We start from the raw sequence: 17,745 nt of genomic DNA on the forward strand, positions 1-17,745 counted from the left end.
GTGGAGCGGGCCGGCTGACCGAACCCCGCCGCCCCCGGAGGGGCTCGGTCAGCCGTCTTCGCCGGCCTTCGCCTGGTTCTTGTTGAACTCCGCCACGTTCTTCTCCTGCTCGGACAGGTCCGCCGTGAAGCGCGTGTCCCCGTGCTTGACCGTCACGAAGTACAGCCAGTCGCCCTTCGCCGGGTTGGTCGCGGCCCGCATCGCCTCGTCCCCCGGGTTGCCGATGGGCGTGGGCGGCAGCCCCTTGCGCGCGTAGGTGTTGTACGGGTTGTTGATCTTCGTGTCGTCGTGGGTGGTGTCCAGCGTGGAGCGGCCGAGCGCGTAGTTGATGGTGGAGTCCATCTGCAGCGGCATGTCGTGGTCGAGCCGGTTGTATATGACGCGGGCGACCTTGCCCATGTCCTCCTTGTTGTCCGCCTCGGCCTGCACGATGCTCGCGATGATGACCCGCTGGTACGGATTGACGGCGTCTCGCTCGGCGCCCGCGGCGCCCCCGCTCCCACTCCCGCTCCCGCTCCCGCTCCCGCTGCTGCCGAACCTCTTGTTGGCCGTCTCGACCATGTACGCCAGGACCGACTGCGGAGTCGACTTGTCGTTCAAGGGATACGTGGCCGGGAAGAGGTAGCCCTCGGCGTTGCCGCCCGCGTCGCCCGGAAGCTTGAGGTGCGCCTTGGGCGCGGCCTTCTTCGTGGTGCCGGCCGGTACGTGCAGTGCCTTGTCGACGGCCGCGTAGACCTGGCCCGAACGCCAGCCCTCCGGAACGGTCAAAACCCGGTCCGCCTCGTCCTCCCCCGCGAGGGCCAGTGGCACCGCGACGGCGGTGGCCGCCACGAGGGCCCCGGTCACCGTCATGGCGATGCGGCCTCGGCGGGTGATGCGCATCGTGCTCCGTCGCGGAGTCTCGGTCTGCATGCGGGAACGGTAACCCGTGCCTCAGGCCGTTCCTGACATATCTCCGCCCTCCTTGACTCCCTCACCGTCTCTTCCCCCGTCGTTCTCACGGGTCGGTGCCCTGGAGGTGTGTCTGTCACGCCGCGACCTCCACGCGCGCGTCCCGTCGGACGAGCGCCGCGTATCGGCCCTTTCGGCCGAGCAGTTCCTCGTGCGTGCCGCGCTCGGCTATGCGGCCGGAGTCGAGGACGACGATCTGGTCGGCGCCGCGGACCGTGGAGAGGCGGTGCGCGATGGTGAGCGTGGTGCGGTTGGCCGAGAGCGCGTCGATCGCTTCCTGCACCGCGTGCTCGGTGCGGGTGTCGAGCGCGCTGGTCGCCTCGTCGAGGATGAGCACCGGCGGGTCGCGCAGGATCGTGCGGGCGATGGCCAGGCGCTGCTTCTCGCCTCCGGAGAAGCGGTGGCCGCGCTCGCCGACCACGGTGTCGTAGCCATCGGGCAGGGCGGCTATGTGCTCGTGGATCTGGGCGGCGCGGGCCGCCGCGTGCAGCTCGTCGTCGGTGGCTTCGGGCTTGGCGAACCGCAGGTTCTCGGCGACGGAGGCGTGGAAGAGGTAGGTCTCCTGCGAGACCACGCCGATCGCGCGCGCGAGGGTGTCGAAGTCCAGGTCGCGCACGTCGACCCCGTCGAGGGTGACGCGTCCGCCCGTGACGTCGTAGAGCCGCGGCACCAGATAGCTGAGCGTGGACTTGCCGGAGCCGGTGGGGCCGACGACGGCGAGGCTGCCGCCCGCGGGGATCGTGAGGTCGATGCCGTCGAGGACGGCTTCGTGCCGCTCGTCGTCGGTGTCGTAGCGGAACTCGACGTCCTCGAAGCGGACTTCGCCCTTCACGGTGTCGAGGCGGACCGCGTCCTCCCGCTCGGTGATGTCGACCGGCAGGTCCAGGTACTCGAAGATGCGCTGGAACAGGGCGAGCGAGGTCTGGATCTGGACGCCCGTCTGCAGCAGGCTGACGGTCGGCCGGAACAGGCCCTGCTGGAGCGAGACGAAGGCGACGAGCGTGCCGATGGAGACGGTCGGGCCGCCGAGTTGGAGAGCGACGCCGGCCGCCCAGTAGATGACCGCGGGCATGGCGGCCATGACGATGCTGATGACGGCCATCCGCCAACGGCCCGCCATGTTCGACCTGACCTCCAGGTCGACCAGTTCGTCCGACTCGTCGGCGAAGGACTTGGTGAGGGAGTCGGCGCGGCCCATCGTGCGGCCGAGCAGGATGCCGCTGACGGAGAGCGACTCGGTGACCGTCGCCGCCATCGCGGCCATCTGCTTCTGGCGCTGCGTGGCGATCTTCTTGCGCTCGCGGCCGACGCGGCGGCTGATCCAGACGAAGACCGGCAGGAGCAGCAGGGAGACGATCGTCAGGCGCCAGTCGAGGGCGATCATCGCGACGACGGTGGCGACGACGCTCGTCAGGTTCGACACGAGGGACGTCGCGGTGGACGTCACGGTCGCCTGCATGCCGCCGATGTCGTTGGCGATGCGGGACTGCACCTCGCCCGTGCGGGTCTTGGTGAAGAAGGCGAGGGACATGCTCTGCAGCCGTCCGTAGACGGCGGTGCGCAGGTCGTGCATGACGCGCTGGCCGACGGTCGTCGAGATCAGGGTCTGCAGGACGCCGAAGACGCTCGTGACGACCGCGCTGGCGATCATGCCGAGGGCGAGCAGGCTGAGCAGCCCGGTGCGGCCCTGCGGGATCGCTACGTCGAGGATCTCCTTGAGCAGGAACGGGCTCGCGACCGTGACCAGCGAGGCGGCGCAGACGAGCAGCCCGACGAGGGCGAGTCGGCCGCGGTAGGGGCGGAAGAGGGACAGGATTCGGCGGATCTGCCGCGGCTGGTCCGGTGCGTGGGCATCGGGGGGCGGCGTCCAGGGGATTTCGTCGCGGCGCATGGGCCTCCTAGGTACTTCTCGACACTTCTCAATGCTTCTAGGCAGTTCTGAGCACTTCTGGACAGTTCTGAGACTCGACTTTGAGGAGCATAGTGCATTGTTACCTCTATTCACAATGCACGGGGTCCTGATAATGTTCCCGGCATGAAGACACCGGACGCCGACGGCTTCCTCGCCGAGCAGCTGCTGCGGCTCACCCGCCGCCTGCAGCGGATACAGCGCCGCCAGCTGGAGCCGGTCGGGATCACGCCCGCGCAGTCCCGCCTGCTGCGCACGCTCGTGCACTACGACACGCCGCCGCGCATGGCCGATCTGGCCGAGCGTCTGGAGGTGGTGCCGCGCGCCGTGACGACGACGGTGGACGGCCTGGAGTCGGCCGATCTGGTGCGCCGCGTGCCCGATCCCACGAACCGCCGGGTCATCCGCATCGAGCTGACCGACAAGGGGCGGGGCGCCCTGCGGGAGCTGCGCAGCGCGCGCCGCGCGGCCGCAGAGGAGATCCTGGCACCGTTGGACAAGGAGCAGCGCGCCCAGCTGACGACGCTGCTGAACGCGATGTTCGAGTCCCCGCGCGACCGCGATTGCTGAGCTAGGAGAGGCCATGCCGCTGCTGGAGCCGAAGCCGGAAGCCCTGCGTCCCGGAGCCCGCTCGTCGGGACCGGCGCCCGACCGGGTCCCGGACCGGCAGGCCGGCGGCACGCCCGAGCCGCTGCGCTCCGACCTGACGCGGCTGCTCGGCGCGGACAAGGTGCTCACCAAGGTCTCGGACCTGGTGCGCTACGCGTCGGACGCGAGCCCGTACCGCTTCGTGCCGCAGGTCGTGGTGGTCGCCGAGGACATCGACGACGTGTCGGCCGTGCTCTCGTACGCGCACGGCAAGGGCCGCGAGGTCGTCTTCCGCGCGGCGGGCACGTCGTTGAACGGGCAGGCGCAGGGCGAGGACATCCTGGTCGACGTCCGGAAGTTCTGGGCGGGCATCGAGCCGCTCGGCGACGGCTCGCGCGCCCGCATCGGCCCCGGCACCACGATCGTGCGGGCGAACGCCACGCTCGCGCGGCACGGGCGCGTGCTCGGCCCCGACCCGGCGAGCGCGATCGCCTGCACGGTGGGCGGAGTGGTGGCGAACAACGCGTCGGGGATGACGGCCGGCACGACCCGGAACTCGTACCGGACGGTCTCCTCGCTCACCTTCGTCCTGCCGTCGGGCACGGTGGTCGACACCGCCGACCCGCACGCCGACGAAGACCTGGCGCACGCCGAACCGGCGCTCTGCGAGGGCCTGTTGGCGATCAAGCGGGAGATCGAGGCGGACGCCGAGCTCGTCCGCAGGATCCGCGCCAAGTACGAGATCAAGAACACGAACGGGTACCGCCTGGACGCCTTCCTGGACGGCGAGACGCCTGTGCGGATCCTGCGCGGGCTGATGGTGGGCTCGGAGGGCACCTTCGGGTTCATCTCCGAAGTCGTCTTCGACACCCTGCCGTTGGACCGCAAGGTGTCCACGGCGCTGCTCTTCTTCCCGTCCCTGCCCGCGGCCGCCGCGGCGGTGCCCGTGTTCAACGAGGCGGGGGCGCTGGCCGTCGAGCTGATGGACGGCAACACGCTGCGCGCCTCGGTCAGCGTGCAGGGGGTGCCGAAGGACTGGGCGGAGCTGCCCAAGGAGACGACGGCGCTGCTCGTGGAGTTCCGCGCCCCGGACGAGTCCGCGCAGGCCGCCTACGAGGAGGCCGCGGCGAAGGCCCTGGAGGGTCTCGAACTCGTCGCGCCCGTCGCCTCGGTGACGAACGAGTTCACGCGGGACGCCAAGACGATCGCGGGCTACTGGAAGGCCCGCAAGGCGTTCGTCACGGCGGTCGGCGGCTCGCGCCCCTCCGGTACGACGCTCATCACGGAGGACTTCGCGGTGCCGCCCTCGCGGCTCGCGGAGGCCTGCGAGGAACTGCTCGAACTGCAGACGCGGCACGGCTTCGACGCCGCCGTGGCGGGCCACGCGGCGCACGGCAATCTGCACTTCCTGCTGGCGTTCGACGCGGGAAAGCCCGAGGACGTGGAGCGGTACGCGGCCTTCATGGACGAGTTCTGCCGCCTCACGGTCGAGCGGTTCGACGGCTCGCTCAAGGCGGAGCACGCGACGGGCCGCAACATCGCCCCGTTCCTGGAGCTCGAATGGGGCGAGAAGGCCACGGAGTTGATGTGGCGCACGAAGCAGGTCATCGATCCGGACGGGGTGCTCGCCCCGCGCATCGTCCTCGACCGCGACCCGCAGGCCCACCTCCGGGGCCTCAAGACGATCCCCAAGGTGGAGCTGATCGCCGACCCGTGCATCGAGTGCGGCTTCTGCGAACCCACCTGCCCCAGCGAGGACTTGACGACCACACCGCGCCAGCGGATCGTGCTGCGCCGCGAGATGATGCGCCAGCCCGCCGGCTCCCCGGTCGAGACGGAGCTGATCGACTCCTACGGGTACGACGCCGTGGACACCTGCGCCGGCGACTCGACGTGCAAGCTGGCCTGCCCGGTCGGCATCGACACCGGCGCCTTCATGAAGGGCTTCCGGCACGCCAGGCACTCGCCGCGCGAGGAGCGGACGGCGGCGCTCGTCGCGAAGAACTTCAAGGCGGTCGAGGCCTCGGCCCGGCTCGCCGTGGCGGCGGCCGACAAGATCGGCGACCGGCTCGTCTCGGCGGTAACGGGCGCCGCGCGCAAGGCGATCCGGCCGGACCTGGTGCCGGAGTGGCTGCCCGAGGTACCTGCCGCGGCGGCCAGGAAACTACCGCGCACCGCGCGCGTGGGCGCCACGGCCGTCTACTACCCGGCGTGCGTGAACCGCATTTTCGGCACCCCCGGCGACGTATCGCTGCCTCAGGCCGTTGTCGCGGTCTCCGCGCGCGCGGGGAAGCCGGTGTGGATCCCGGACGATGTGGCGGGCACCTGCTGCGCCACGATCTGGCACTCCAAGGGCTACGACGAGGGCAACACGGTCATGGCGAACCGGATCGTCGAAGCCGCCTGGGCCTGGACCGCGGGCGGCAGGCTCCCGCTGGTGGTGGACGCCTCTTCGTGCACGCTGGGCATCGCGCACGAGGTCGTCCCGTATCTCACCGACGACAACCGGGAGTTGCACGCCGAGCTGACCATCGTGGACTCCCTCGTGTGGGCCGCCGAGGAGCTGCTGCCGCACCTCACCGTCGAGCGCACGACCGGCTCCGCCGTGCTGCATCCGACGTGCTCCATGGAACACCTCGGGGACGTCGCCCAGTTGAAAGCCCTGGCCGAGGCCTGCGCCGACGAGGTGGTGCTGCCGGACGACGCGGGCTGCTGCGGCTTCGCGGGCGACCGCGGCATGCTCCACAAGGAGTTGACCGAGTCGGCGACCGCCAAGGAGGCGGCGGAGGTCACCTCGCGCGCGTACGACGCCCATCTGTCGGCGAACCGGATGTGCGAGGTCGGCATGGACCACGCGACGGGCCGCTCGTACTACTCCGTGCTTGTGGAGCTGGAGCGGGCGACGCGCCGCTAGGGCCCTAGGACGGCGGTAGGGCAGGGCGGGGGCGGGCTCAGGCCGACTTGAGCTCGGCCTTGTCGCCCATCACGACCACGGGGTGCTTCTTCGGGTCGAGCGTCTTGAGCAGGTACTCCATGTCCGCCTTCGACTGGCTCACGCAGCCCGAGGTGCCGCTGCCGTGGTCCATGTGCAGCCAGATGCTCCCGCCCTTGGACTGGCCCTGCGGGCGGGTCGGGTCGTTGGGCGGGACGCCCTTGGCGCGGTTGTAGTCGATGGCGATGACGTAGTCGAAGTCGTGCCAGTGCGACTTCGCCCAGTAGTGCGGGGCCTGGATCGAGGCCGACTGCGTGTACGGCAGCTTCGCTCCGGGGTCGGCCAGCACACCACCGGCGTCGCTGAGCGTGAACACGCCCACGGGGCTGCGGTTGTCGCCCTCGTGGTGGTCGGTCGTCCAGCCCTTCTTGCCGTTGTGCCCGGACCAGTCGCGCTGCTTCTTCCAGGTGTCGCCGGACTTGGTGTAGAGCGCGATGGTCGAGCCCGTGGCGTTCTTCCCGTCGCCGTACACGGCGACGACCTGCTGGGCGTCGGCCGGGATCTGCTTCTGGTAGCGGTCACCCACGTCGGGGATGCGCTTGAGGTCCGCGGCGCGCGCCTCCGCGCCGCCTGACTCTCCGGCCGAGGAGTCCGCCCCCGCCGTGGCCTTCTTGCCGCTGCCGCCGCCGTCGGCGCCGCACGCGGCCACCGTCGTCAGCAGGACTCCGCACGCCGCCATCGCGACGCCTGCCCTGATCGCACCCGCACTCCGCATGCGTTCCATGGTCGCACCACCGGTCGCGAACCGGCGGATCGACTTCGATCACCACGACCGATCCGGGCCGAATCTTTGCCTGGCGCCATAAAACCGTTTGCCCCGGCTCGACAAAAGACGCGAACCTTTCACGGTTTGCTGCCCTTGAGTCCGCTTCTTCGATCCACCTCGCTTCGAGCCCTGGGACGTCATGCGAATCTCCGACCTTCCGTATCAAGACCCGGGCGTGCCGGACGCACGCTCGGGACCCCGGTTCCTGCTCTGGCTCGGCAGGAACCAGCTCGGTGGGCAGGCCAAGTCCCTTGTCTGGGGCCTGATCCACTTCACCTCCGTGGCCGCCCTCGCGTACGGCGTCGGCTACGCCGTGCAGGCCGTCGTCGACCGCTCGGGAACCGATCTCGCCAAGGCGGGCGGGCTGATCCTGCTGCTCGGCGTCGGCGTCGCCCTCGGTGACACGATGCTGCACCGCACGGCGGTCACGAACTGGATCACCGCCGCCGCCCGCGTCCAGCAGCTCCTCGCCCGCAAGACCGCCGCGCTCGGCGCCGCGCTCACCCGGCGGGTCGCCGCGGGCGAGGTCGTCGCGGTGTCGACCGGTGACGTGGAGAAGATCGGCTGGTTCGTCGAGGCGCTCTCGCGCTTCGCCGCCGCCGCGCTGACCGTCGTCATCGCCTGCGTCGGGCTCCTGATCTACCAGCCCGCGCTCGGCGTCGTCGTCGCGATCGGCATGCCGGTCCTGGCCCTCGCGGTGCTCCCGCTGCTCCCCCGCGCCACCCAGCGCGCGGACCACCAGCGGGACAAGGCGGGGCACGCCACCGAACTCGCCGCGGACACCGTCGCGGGCCTGCGCGTGCTGCGCGGCATCGGCGGCGAGGAACTGTTCCTCGACCGCTACCGGCGCGCCTCGCAGGAGGTGCGCAGGGCCGCCGTACGCAGCGCGCGCATGTGGTCGCTGATCTCCGCGATCCAGGTGCTCCTGCCCGGCCTGCTGGTGATCGTGATCGTCTGGTACGGGATTCATCTCGCGCGCGAGGGCCGGATCACGGTCGGCGAACTGGTCACCGTCTACAGCGGCGTGATGCTGCTCAACTACCCGCTGCGCCACTTCGAGGAGATCGCGATGGCGTACTCGTTCTCCCGGCCGTCGGCCCAGCGCGCGTCCCGTGTGCTGTCGCTGGAGCGGGTCACCGAACCGGACGGCGGGCTGCGCGAGGCGAAGGCGCCGGCCGGTGACCTGTACGACCCGGCGACCGGGCTGCTGGCCCCCGAGGGCCGGCTCACCGCCGTGGTGTGCGGCGACCCGGACCTGGCGGGGCGCCTGGCCGACCGGCTCGGCGGGCACCCCGCGTCGGGCGCCGACGACGAAGCGGCCGAAGAGGCGGAGGCCGCGCCGTCCGTGCTGCTCGGTGGCGTGCCGCTCGACGAGTTGCCGCTGGACGTCGCGCGTACGGCCGTGCTCGTCCAGGACAAGGACCCGGTGCTGCTCTCCGGCACGCTCGCCGAACTCCTCGACGTACCCGCTTCCGGAGGTGTCGAGCCGGCGGAGGCGCTGGCCGCGGCGCAGTGCTCCGACGTGCTCGACGCCCTCACCCAGGCCGCCCTCGACGAGGACCCGATGACCGCGCGCATCACCGAACGCGGCCGGTCCCTCTCCGGCGGCCAGCGCCAGCGCCTCGCCCTGGCCCGCTCGCTCGTCACCGACCCCGGAACGCTGGTGCTCGACGAGCCGACGTCCGCCGTCGACTCGCACACCGAGGCCCGCATCGCCCAGGGCGTACGCGCGCTGCGGCGCGGTCGTACGACCGTGGTGCTGACCTCGTCGCCGCTGGTCCTCGACCGCGCCGACCGCGTGGTGTTCGTGCACGAGGGCGAGGTCGCGGCGGTCGGCGAGCACCGCGAACTGGTGCGTACCGAGCCCCGGTACCGGGCGGTCGTCACGCGGGAGACCGAGGAGGAGCAGGCCTCCCCCGGAACCGGAACCGGCACCTCCACCGGCACCAGTACCAGTACCAGTACCAGTACCGGCGCCGCCACCCGCACCGATATCGAGATCGACATCGAGGAGACGGCATGATCGGGCTAGCGCCCCCGGCCTACGACCCGGCGGCCCCCACCACGGCGCACACCCTGCCCATCGGCGCCCCGGCCACGGTGCGCGCCTACGTGCGCGAGCTGTATCGGCGCCACCGGCGCGAGTTCCTGCTGCTCATCGGCGTGAACACGGTCGCCGTCGTCGCGTCGATGGCGGGACCGTACCTGCTCGGCGGGCTGGTCCAGGACGTCTCCGACGACCCGGGCGGCGTCGCCTCGCTCGAAGGGCCCCAACTGGCCCGCACCATCGGCCTGTTCACGCTCGCGCTGGTGGTGCAGGCCGTGTTCGTCCGGCAGGTGCGGCTGCGCGGGGCGATGCTCGGCGAGCGGATGCTGGCGGATCTGCGGGAGGACTTCCTCGTACGGTCCGTGGGCCTGCCGCCGGGTGTGCTCGAACGGGCCGGCACGGGTGACCTGCTGTCCCGGATCACCACGGACATCGACCGGCTCGCGAACGCGATGCGCGAGGCCGTGCCCCAACTCTCCATCGGTGTCGTGTGGGTGGCGCTGCTCGTCGGCGGGCTCGCGGTGACCGCGCCGCCGCTGGCACCCGCGCTGCTCGTCGCGGTGCCGGTGCTTGTGCTCGGCTGCCGCTGGTACTTCAAGCGGGCGCCGTCGGCGTACCGTTCGGAGGCCGCCGGGTACGCGGCGGTCGCCGCGGCGCTCGCCGAGACCGTGGACGCCGGGCGCACGGTCGAGGCGCACCGGCTCGGCGAGCGCCGTGTCGCGCTGTCGGAGCGGCGCGTCAAGGAGTGGACGGCCTGGGAGCGGTACACGCTGTATCTGCGCACCGTGCTCTTCCCGGTGATCAACACCGTGCACGTCCTCGTGCTGCTTTCGGTGCTTGTGATCGGCGGGGTCTTCGTCCTCCAGGGCTGGATCGGCGTCGGTCAGCTGACCACGGGCGCGCTCATCGCGCAGATGATGGTGGACCCGCTCGGCATGATCCTGCGCTGGTACGACGAGCTTCAGGTCGCCCAGGTGTCCTTGGCGCGGCTCGTCGGCGTGCGGGACATCGAGCCGGACGCGGGCGACGCCTCCGTGCGGCCCGACGGCCGGGACGTCCAGGCGGACACCGTCAACTTCGGTTACCGCGAGGGCGTCGACGTACTGCGCAAGGTGTCCCTTGAGGTCGCGCCCGGCACGCGGCTCGCGCTGGTCGGCCCCTCGGGCGCGGGCAAGTCGACGCTCGGGCGGCTGCTCGCCGGGATCTACGCGCCGCGCACCGGGCAGGTCACGCTGGGCGGCGCGGAGCTGTCCCGGATGCGGGCCGAGCGGGTGCGCTCGCACGTGGCGCTGGTCAACCAGGAGCACCACGTCTTCGTGGGCTCGCTGCGCGACAACCTGCGGCTCGCCAGGACCGGCGCCGAGGACGCGGAGCTGTGGGCCGCGCTCGGCGCGGTCGACGCCGACGAGTGGGCCCGCGGCCTCGCGGGCGGTCTCGACACGGAGGTCGGCTCGGGCGGCACGGCGCTCACCCCGGCGCAGGCGCAGCAGATCGCGCTGGCCCGGCTTGTCCTCGCGGACCCGCACACGCTGGTCCTCGACGAGGCGACCTCGCTGCTCGATCCGCGTGCGGCCCGCAACCTGGAGCGGTCCCTGGGCCGGGTCCTCGACGGGCGCACGGTCGTGGCCATCGCGCACCGGCTGCACACCGCGCACGACGCGGACGTGATCGCCGTGGTCGAGGACGGCCGGATCCGTGAACTCGGCAGCCACGACGAGTTGGTGGCGGCCGGTGGGGCGTACGCGGCGCTTTGGCGGTCGTGGCACGGGTGACGTGGCGCTGGCGCTGGCCGGACCGGGTCAGGGCGCGGCCCGCACCGGGGTGGGGGTCGCGGGGCTCTGCCCCGGGCCCCGCTGCTCAATCGCCGCAGGGGCTTGATTTGCGCCGTCCCCGGCCCCCGCTGCTCAATCGCCGCAGGGGCTTGATTTGCGCCGCCCCCGCCCCCGCTGCTCAAGCGCCGCAGAGGCCTGATTTGCACCGCCCCCGACCCTGCTGCTCAAGCGCCGCAGGGGCTTGATTTGCGCCGCCCCCGCCCCCGCTGCTCAAGCGCCGCAGAGGCCTGATTTGCACCGCCCCCGACCCTGCTGCTCAAGCGCCGCAGGGGCTTATTTTCCCCCGCCTCAGTAGCCGGAGTCGCCGCCGTTCCCGGGCGCGGGCTTCTTGATCGCGTTGCCGTGGGAGTCGAGGACGTACCAGATCTGGTCGATGCCCTGGCCCTTGACGTCGCCCGCCTTCTCGTCGTCGGCGTAGTAGTAGAGGGGGTGTCCGGCGTACGTCGCCTGTGGCGTGCCGCTCCCCTTCGTCGTGGCGATGAGGTTCGCCTCGGCTCCCGCGCCCGCCTTCGGCTTGCCCTTCATGTGCGGCCATTCCTTGACGCACTTCGCGTCGCACTTCATGGAGTTGCTGTTCTTGCCGTCGCTGGTGAACAGGTAGAGCGTGCGCCCCTTGCCGTCGACGAGGATCCTGCCCAGTGACGAGTCGCGTGTGCTCAGGGTGGAGGAGTCCTTGCTCGTGGTGGAGGAGTCCTTGCTCGTGGTGCCGCCACCACCCGAGCTGCCGCAGCCGGCCAGCCCGAAGGCCGCCACGAGGGCGCACCCCGCCATCGCGATCCTGGCATTCTTCATGGTCGTCCCGTCCCTTCTCGTGGGGGTTGTACGGCCCCGGGAGACCGATGGATTGCGCGGCCAATCCGTTCGCCCCCTCTCGTACGTATAAGAGGGCGTGGAGCTCTTCTCGCGGGCCGACCGGGCCGACGACGCCTCGCTCGTCGCCGGTTTCGCCCTGGGCGACGAGCAGGCGGCCGTCGCCTTCGTACGCCGCTTCCAGGACGCGGTGTACGGCCTCGCCCTGTCGGTCACCCGTGACTCCGGGCTCGCCGAGGACGTGAGCCAGGAGGTGTTCGTCCGGGCCTGGCGGGCCGCGGGCAGCTACGACGCACGGCGCGCCTCGGCCCTCACCTGGCTGCTGACGATCGCGCGCAACGCCGCCATCGACGCGGTGCGCGCCCGCAAACCCGTGCCGGTGCTCGCCGAGACGCTGGAGCGGCTGCTCGACGTGACCCTGCAGTGCGAGAGCCCGGAACGCCTCGCCCTGGTCTCGTTCGAAAGCGACCGCGCCGTGCGGCGGCTGCGGGCGCTGCCGGTCGAGCAGGCCCGCGCGGTCGCGCTCGCGGTGCTCGGCGGGTGCACGGCGCAGGAGGTGGGCCGGCACGAGGGCATCCCGCTCGGCACCGCCAAGACCCGTATCAGGACCGGCCTGCGGAGGCTGCGTGAGGCGTCGAAGGAGGAGAGCCGCGATGGCACGCCACCCGGGTGACGAGGCGACGGCACGCCACCCCGATGAGGACGAGCTGGTCGCCCTCGCGCTCGGCACGCTCCCCGGCGGGCAGGACGAGTTGCTGCGCCACCTTTCCGGTTGCCCCAACTGCCGCTCCATGTACGACGACTTGGCCGCGGCCGTCGACAGCGTGCTGCCCGCGGCGCCCGCGCTCGCCGCCCCCGCCGGGTTCGACGCGCGGGTCCTGGAACGCCTCGACGTGCACCGGCCGACGCGGCGCCGCGCGCCGCGGCCGGCCCTGTTCGTCGTGGCGGCCGTGCTCGCCGGCGTCTGTGCGGGAGGCGTCGGCGCCACGGTCCTCGGTCGGCCCGGCCAGGAGGATCCGCCCGCGGTCACCGCGAGCGAGCACGGGGCGGAGCTCGTCACCCGGTCCGGTACGACGGTGGGCACGGTGGAGCCCAGCCGCGTCGGTGACCGGCGCGTGGTGGTCATGCAGATCGCGGAGGGCGGCCCCGGCGGCTACTACAGGTGCCGGCTCCTCCTGAAGGACGGCTCCGTCCGCGACGCGGGCCACTGGTGGCTGCCGTCGTCCGGCCGGGCCACCTGGATCGCCCAGGGGTCGGCGGGCTCGATCGCCCGCGTCGACCTGGTGGACGACGGCGGCCGGGTCTGGTCGTCCGCCGACCTCGATCATGCGTAACCGGTCAGATGAAGTTGAGCGCCGCCGCGCACCCCACGCCGCCCGCCACCATGAACGCCGGCATCAGCACCTTCAGCTCGACCCAGCTCCCGGCCCGGAACCGCATCGGCTTCGGCGGCCCGATCGGGTACCAGCGCTTGCGGCCGATCGGGATGGGCCACAGGATCGGGCAGCCCGAGACGGTGAGCGCGTCCCCGATGTCGTGCACCAGGGCGCCGAGGATGATCGGCAGGCCCAGCCACAGGTACTCCTGGCCGGGGTCGGTGAACAGCCAGTCGGAGCCGTTGCCGGGCTGGTCCAGGATGCCCGCGAGGATCCACGCGCTGGTCGCCGCGAGCAGCCACACCAGGAGGTCGCTGCTGTGTCCGCGCGCCGCGCGCCACAGCAGGCCCTCGATGGCGAGCACCATGTGCACGAAGAGGATCCCGAGGACGGTCCAGCGGCCACCGGTGATGGCCGCGACCGAGGTGCCGGCGCCGATGAGGACCGCCCACACCCACGTGTGGGTGAGCGTGCGGTGGCCGCCGGAGCGCCGGGGGTCGCCCTGCTTGCGGGTCGACTTGTAGACGGCGTACGAGAGTTTGTCGACGATCTCGCAGAGCCCCCGGGAGATCGGTCCGAAGGCTCCCGAGATGGTCGCCGACTTGTGGTCGAGGTCGGGGGCGAGCGCGGCGCCCGCGCAGATCAGCGCCCCGACGAGGAGGACCGGCCACGGCATCGGATAGCCGGCCGCCGTCGTCGCCGCTCCCACCCCCAGCCAGGCCGCCGCTCCTGACAGCGAGTGTGCCGGTCCCATCATGGCTGTTTTCCGCCCCTGTTTCTGCCCTGCCGGTCGCGCGCGATGTACCGACATGTTCCTTGTGCCTGCGCCGAGTTGCCCCCGAAGGGCCGCGCGCGCCCGGACTCCCCGTCGGCGACCCAGCGTAGCCGTCGTGATCTTCGTACGGGCATCCGATTGCCGGAACAAGCCAGAAGGCAGGCAAGATGGTGGCGTGACCCTTATCGATCAGCTCCCGCAGACCGCCGACCCGGACACCCTCTACGACGCCTTCGAGTCGTGGGCCGAGGAGCGTGGGCTCACCCTCTATCCCCACCAGGAGGAGGCGCTGATCGAGGCGGTTTCGGGCGCGAACGTGATCGTTTCGACGCCCACCGGGTCCGGCAAGAGCATGATCGCCGCGGGCGCGCACTTCGCCGCGCTCGCGCGGGACGAGGTCACCTTCTATACGGCGCCCATCAAGGCGCTCGTCTCCGAAAAGTTCTTCGAGCTGTGCAAGCTGTTCGGTACGGAGAACGTCGGCATGCTGACCGGCGACGCGTCCGTGAACGCGGACGCGCCCGTCATCTGCTGCACCGCCGAGGTCCTCGCGTCGATCGCGCTGCGGGACGGCGCGCAGGCCGACATCGGCCAGGTCGTGATGGACGAGTTCCACTTCTACGCGGAGGGGGACCGCGGCTGGGCCTGGCAGATTCCGCTGCTGGAACTGCCGCAGGCGCAGTTCATCCTGATGTCGGCGACGCTCGGCGACGTCTCCATGTTCGAGAAGGACCTGACGCGCCGCACCGGCCGCACCACGTCGGTGGTCCGGTCCGCGACGCGGCCCGTCCCGCTCTCGTACGAGTACCGGCTGACGCCGCTGACGGAGACGCTGACGGAGCTGCTCGAAACGAAGCAGGCGCCCGTCTACATCGTGCACTTCACGCAGGCGCAGGCCGTCGAGCGGGCGCAGGCGCTGATGAGCATCAACATGTGCACGCGCGCGGAGAAGGACCAGATCGCCGACCTGATCGGCAATTTCCGGTTCACCACCAAGTTCGGCCGCAATCTGTCCCGTTACGTTCGGCACGGCATCGGTGTGCACCACGCCGGGATGCTGCCGAAGTACCGCCGCCTCGTGGAAAAGCTCGCCCAGGCGGGCCTGTTGAAGGTCATCTGCGGCACCGACACCCTCGGCGTCGGCGTCAACGTCCCGATCCGTACGGTGCTGTTCACCGCCCTCACGAAGTACGACGGCACGCGCGTGCGCACGCTGCGGGCCCGCGAGTTCCACCAGATCGCGGGCCGCGCGGGGCGTGCCGGTTTCGACACCGCGGGGCTCGTCGTGGCGCAGGCGCCCGAGCACGTCATCGAGAACGAGAAGGCGCTCGCGAAGGCCGGCGACGACGCGAAGAAGCGCCGCAAGGTCGTCCGTAAGAAGGCTCCGGAGGGCTTCGTCGCGTGGACGGAGAGCACCTTCGAGAAGCTGATCGCCTCCGACCCCGAGCCGCTCACCTCCCGCTTCCGGGTGACGCACACGATGCTGTTGTCGGTCATCGCCCGTCCGGGCAACGCCTTCGAGGCGATGCGGCACCTCCTGGAGGACAACCACGAGCCGCGCAAGGCGCAGCTGCGGCACATCCGGCGGGCCATCGCGATCTACCGCTCGCTGCTCGACGGCGGCATCGTCGAGAAGCTGGACGAGCCGGACGCCTCCGGCCGCATCGTGCGCCTCACCGTCGACCTGCAGCAGGACTTCGCGCTGAACCAGCCGCTGTCGACGTTCGCGCTCGCCGCGTTCGACCTGCTCGACCAGGAGTCCCCCTCGTACGCCCTCGACATGGTGTCGGTCGTGGAGTCCACGCTCGACGACCCGCGGCAGATCCTGCACGCCCAGCGGAACAAGGCGCGCGGCGAGGCGGTCGGCCAGATGAAGGCCGACGGGGTCGAGTACGACGAGCGCATGGAGCGCCTTGAGAACATCGACTACCCGAAGCCGCTGGAGGAGCTGCTGTTCCACGCGTACGACACGTACCGGCAGAGCCACCCGTGGGTCGGCGACCATCCGCTGTCGCCGAAGTCCGTGATCCGTGACATGTACGAACGGGCCATGTCCTTCACGGAGTTCGTGTCGCACTACGAGCTGGCCCGCACCGAGGGCATCGTCCTGCGCTACCTGGCGAGCGCGTACAAGACGCTCGACCACACGGTGCCCGACGACCTGAAGTCGGAGGATCTGGAGGACCTGATCGCCTGGCTGGGCGAGATGGTGCGCCAGGTCGACTCCAGCCTCCTCGACGAGTGGGAGCAGCTCGCCAACCCGGCGGAGATGACCGCGGAGGAGGCCCAGGAGAAGGCCGACCAGGTCAAGCCGGTCACGGCGAACGCGCGCGCGTTCCGGGTCCTCGTCCGCAACGCCATGTTCCGCCGCGTCGAACTCGCCGCGCTCGACAACGTCGAGGAGCTGGGCGAGATGGACGGCGAAGCGGGCTGGGACGCGGACGCCTGGGGCGACGCGATGGACAAGTACTGGGACGAGTACGAGGACCTGGGCACGGGACCGGACGCGCGCGGGCCCAAGCTGCTCATGATCGAGGAGGATCCGGAGCACGGCCTGTGGAAGGTGCGCCAGACCTTCCAGGACCCGAACGGCGACCACGACTGGGGCATCGGCGCCGAGGTCGACCTCGCGGCCTCGGACGCCGAGGGCCGTGCCGTCATCCGGGTCACGGACGTCGGCCAGTTGTAGATCCGAGGGTTGTAGATCCGAGGGCGGCCGGACGGTAGATTCCGGCCGCTCCCCCACCATCCGGGACCGGACGGCCCCGCCCCGCGCCGGAGCCGTCCGGCCGCCCATACGAGAGAGATCCCCCCATGACGAATCCTGCGGAGAAGCTCGTCGACCTGCTCGACCTGGAGCAGATCGAGGTCAACATCTTCCGCGGACTCAGCCCGGACGAGTCCCTCCAGCGCGTCTTCGGCGGGCAGGTCGCGGGACAGGCGCTGGTGGCGGCCGGCCGCACCACCGAGGGCGACCGCCCCGTGCACTCGCTGCACGCGTACTTCATTCGCCCGGGGCGTCCCGGCGTGCCGATCGTGTACCAGGTGGAGCGGATGCGGGACGGCCGCTCGTTCACCACGCGCCGCGTCACGGCGGTGCAGCAGGGCCGCACGATCTTCAACCTCACCGCCTCCTTCCACAAGCCCGAAGAGGGCGCCTTCGAGCACCAGTTGCCGCCGGCCCGCATCGTCCCGGACCCGGAGTCGCTGCCGACGATCGCCGACGAGGTGCGGGGTCATCTGGGCGCGCTGCCCGACGCGTTGGAGCGGATGGCGCGCAGGCAGCCCTTCGACATCCGCTACGTCGACCGGCTGCGCTGGTCCCCGGAGGACATCGAGTCGGCCGAGCCGCGCAGCGCCGTGTGGATGCGGGCCGTGGGTCCGCTCGGCGACGATCCGCTCGTGCACACGTGCGCGCTGACCTACGCGAGCGACATGACGCTGCTCGACGCGGTGCGGCTGCCGATCGAACCGCTGTGGGGTCCGCGCGGCTTCGACATGGCCTCGCTCGACCACGCCATGTGGTTCCACCGCCCGTTCCGTGCCGACGAGTGGTTCCTGTACGACCAGGAGTCGCCGATCGCCACGGGTGGGCGAGGGTTGGCCCGTGGGCGCATCTACGACATCGAGGGGCGGCTGCTGGTCTCGGTGGTCCAGGAAGGGCTTTTCCGCAAGCTGGAGGGCTGAAGGCGCGGCCCG

General features: G+C 71.2%; 13 protein-coding genes. 8 read left to right on the top strand and 5 right to left on the bottom strand.

Features of this window, described 5'->3' with window-relative positions; all coding sequences use genetic code 11:
* Positions 1–48 precede the first annotated feature (48 nt).
* Both mltG and RBJ65_RS19570 read right to left on the bottom strand, forming a co-directional pair.
* On the bottom strand, positions 49–912 hold the full coding sequence (gene mltG, locus RBJ65_RS19565; protein WP_306317484.1) for an endolytic transglycosylase MltG: 864 nt from the start codon (positions 910–912) through the stop codon (positions 49–51).
* Between the two features lie 115 nt (positions 913–1,027).
* Entirely contained in the window at positions 1,028–2,842 is a 1,815-nt protein-coding gene (locus tag RBJ65_RS19570) for an ABC transporter ATP-binding protein (protein ID WP_306317485.1), read from the bottom strand.
* Positions 2,843–2,986: 144 nt separating this feature from the next.
* On the opposite strand from RBJ65_RS19570, the gene RBJ65_RS19575 reads away from it, so the two are divergent.
* Together RBJ65_RS19575 and RBJ65_RS19580 are read left to right on the top strand one after the other, a co-directional pair.
* Positions 2,987–3,430 carry a MarR family winged helix-turn-helix transcriptional regulator gene (locus tag RBJ65_RS19575; protein ID WP_306317486.1) on the top strand — a complete coding sequence of 148 codons (444 nt, stop codon included), beginning with the start codon at positions 2,987–2,989 and terminating at the stop codon, positions 3,428–3,430.
* A gap of 13 nt (positions 3,431–3,443) precedes the next feature.
* Positions 3,444–6,362, top strand: a complete 2,919-nt coding sequence (locus RBJ65_RS19580) for an FAD-binding and (Fe-S)-binding domain-containing protein (RefSeq protein WP_306317487.1) — start codon at positions 3,444–3,446, stop codon at positions 6,360–6,362.
* 37 nt (positions 6,363–6,399) lie between these two features.
* On the opposite strand, the gene RBJ65_RS19585 is transcribed toward RBJ65_RS19580, so the two are convergent.
* Positions 6,400–7,155: a L,D-transpeptidase family protein gene (locus RBJ65_RS19585; protein ID WP_306317488.1), complete on the bottom strand. Its 756-nt coding sequence runs from the start codon at positions 7,153–7,155 to the stop codon at positions 6,400–6,402.
* A gap of 190 nt (positions 7,156–7,345) precedes the next feature.
* Between RBJ65_RS19585 and RBJ65_RS19590 the strand changes: the two genes are divergently transcribed.
* Both RBJ65_RS19590 and RBJ65_RS19595 read left to right on the top strand, forming a co-directional pair.
* Positions 7,346–9,229, top strand: coding sequence for an ABC transporter ATP-binding protein (locus RBJ65_RS19590; RefSeq protein ID WP_306317489.1), 1,884 nt, complete (start codon positions 7,346–7,348; stop codon positions 9,227–9,229).
* A complete protein-coding gene (locus RBJ65_RS19595) occupies positions 9,226–11,025 on the top strand; it encodes an ABC transporter ATP-binding protein (protein WP_306317490.1) in 1,800 nt (599 codons plus the stop codon). The genes RBJ65_RS19590 and RBJ65_RS19595 overlap by 4 nt, the downstream gene beginning before the upstream one ends.
* 348 nt (positions 11,026–11,373) lie before the next feature.
* Here RBJ65_RS19595 and RBJ65_RS19600 read toward each other — a convergent pair whose 3' ends face one another.
* Entirely contained in the window at positions 11,374–11,877 is a 504-nt protein-coding gene (locus RBJ65_RS19600; protein WP_306317491.1) for a hypothetical protein, read from the bottom strand.
* 97 nt (positions 11,878–11,974) lie between these two features.
* On the opposite strand from RBJ65_RS19600, the gene RBJ65_RS19605 reads away from it, so the two are divergent.
* Both RBJ65_RS19605 and RBJ65_RS19610 read left to right on the top strand, forming a co-directional pair.
* The gene (locus RBJ65_RS19605; protein WP_306317492.1) at positions 11,975–12,568 is read left to right on the top strand and encodes an RNA polymerase sigma factor; all 594 of its coding nucleotides are present in this window, start codon (positions 11,975–11,977) and stop codon (positions 12,566–12,568) included.
* Positions 12,549–13,229 (top strand): hypothetical protein, encoded by a 681-nt coding sequence (locus RBJ65_RS19610; RefSeq protein WP_306317493.1) that lies wholly within the window; start codon positions 12,549–12,551, stop codon positions 13,227–13,229. The genes RBJ65_RS19605 and RBJ65_RS19610 overlap by 20 nt, the downstream gene beginning before the upstream one ends.
* 4 nt (positions 13,230–13,233) lie before the next feature.
* On the opposite strand, the gene RBJ65_RS19615 is transcribed toward RBJ65_RS19610, so the two are convergent.
* Positions 13,234–14,028: a metal-dependent hydrolase gene (locus tag RBJ65_RS19615; RefSeq protein WP_306317494.1), complete on the bottom strand. Its 795-nt coding sequence runs from the start codon at positions 14,026–14,028 to the stop codon at positions 13,234–13,236.
* A gap of 193 nt (positions 14,029–14,221) precedes the next feature.
* On the opposite strand from RBJ65_RS19615, the gene RBJ65_RS19620 reads away from it, so the two are divergent.
* Both RBJ65_RS19620 and RBJ65_RS19625 read left to right on the top strand, forming a co-directional pair.
* Complete coding sequence (locus RBJ65_RS19620; RefSeq protein ID WP_306317495.1) at positions 14,222–16,735, top strand: DEAD/DEAH box helicase; 2,514 nt, start codon at positions 14,222–14,224, stop codon at positions 16,733–16,735.
* 125 nt (positions 16,736–16,860) lie between these two features.
* Positions 16,861–17,733 (top strand): acyl-CoA thioesterase II, encoded by an 873-nt coding sequence (locus RBJ65_RS19625; protein WP_306317496.1) that lies wholly within the window; start codon positions 16,861–16,863, stop codon positions 17,731–17,733.
* The last annotated feature ends 12 nt before the right edge of the window (positions 17,734–17,745 follow it).

Source organism: Streptomyces sp. KL109B (assembly GCF_030766935.1).
Classification (GTDB): Bacteria; Actinomycetota; Actinomycetes; order Streptomycetales; family Streptomycetaceae; genus Streptomyces.

Excerpts from the sequence above, each read along its gene's own strand:
- mltG (WP_306317484.1), bottom strand. The coding sequence starts at position 912 with ATGCAGACCGAGACTCCGCGACGGAGCACGATGCGCATCACCCGCCGA.
- RBJ65_RS19570 (WP_306317485.1), bottom strand. The coding sequence starts at position 2,842 with ATGCGCCGCGACGAAATCCCCTGGACGCCGCCCCCCGATGCCCACGCA.
- RBJ65_RS19575 (WP_306317486.1), top strand. The coding sequence starts at position 2,987 with ATGAAGACACCGGACGCCGACGGCTTCCTCGCCGAGCAGCTGCTGCGG.
- RBJ65_RS19580 (WP_306317487.1), top strand. The coding sequence starts at position 3,444 with ATGCCGCTGCTGGAGCCGAAGCCGGAAGCCCTGCGTCCCGGAGCCCGC.
- RBJ65_RS19585 (WP_306317488.1), bottom strand. The coding sequence starts at position 7,155 with ATGCGGAGTGCGGGTGCGATCAGGGCAGGCGTCGCGATGGCGGCGTGC.
- RBJ65_RS19590 (WP_306317489.1), top strand. The coding sequence starts at position 7,346 with ATGCGAATCTCCGACCTTCCGTATCAAGACCCGGGCGTGCCGGACGCA.
- RBJ65_RS19595 (WP_306317490.1), top strand. The coding sequence starts at position 9,226 with ATGATCGGGCTAGCGCCCCCGGCCTACGACCCGGCGGCCCCCACCACG.
- RBJ65_RS19600 (WP_306317491.1), bottom strand. The coding sequence starts at position 11,877 with ATGAAGAATGCCAGGATCGCGATGGCGGGGTGCGCCCTCGTGGCGGCC.
- RBJ65_RS19610 (WP_306317493.1), top strand. The coding sequence starts at position 12,549 with ATGGCACGCCACCCGGGTGACGAGGCGACGGCACGCCACCCCGATGAG.
- RBJ65_RS19615 (WP_306317494.1), bottom strand. The coding sequence starts at position 14,028 with ATGATGGGACCGGCACACTCGCTGTCAGGAGCGGCGGCCTGGCTGGGG.
- RBJ65_RS19625 (WP_306317496.1), top strand. The coding sequence starts at position 16,861 with ATGACGAATCCTGCGGAGAAGCTCGTCGACCTGCTCGACCTGGAGCAG.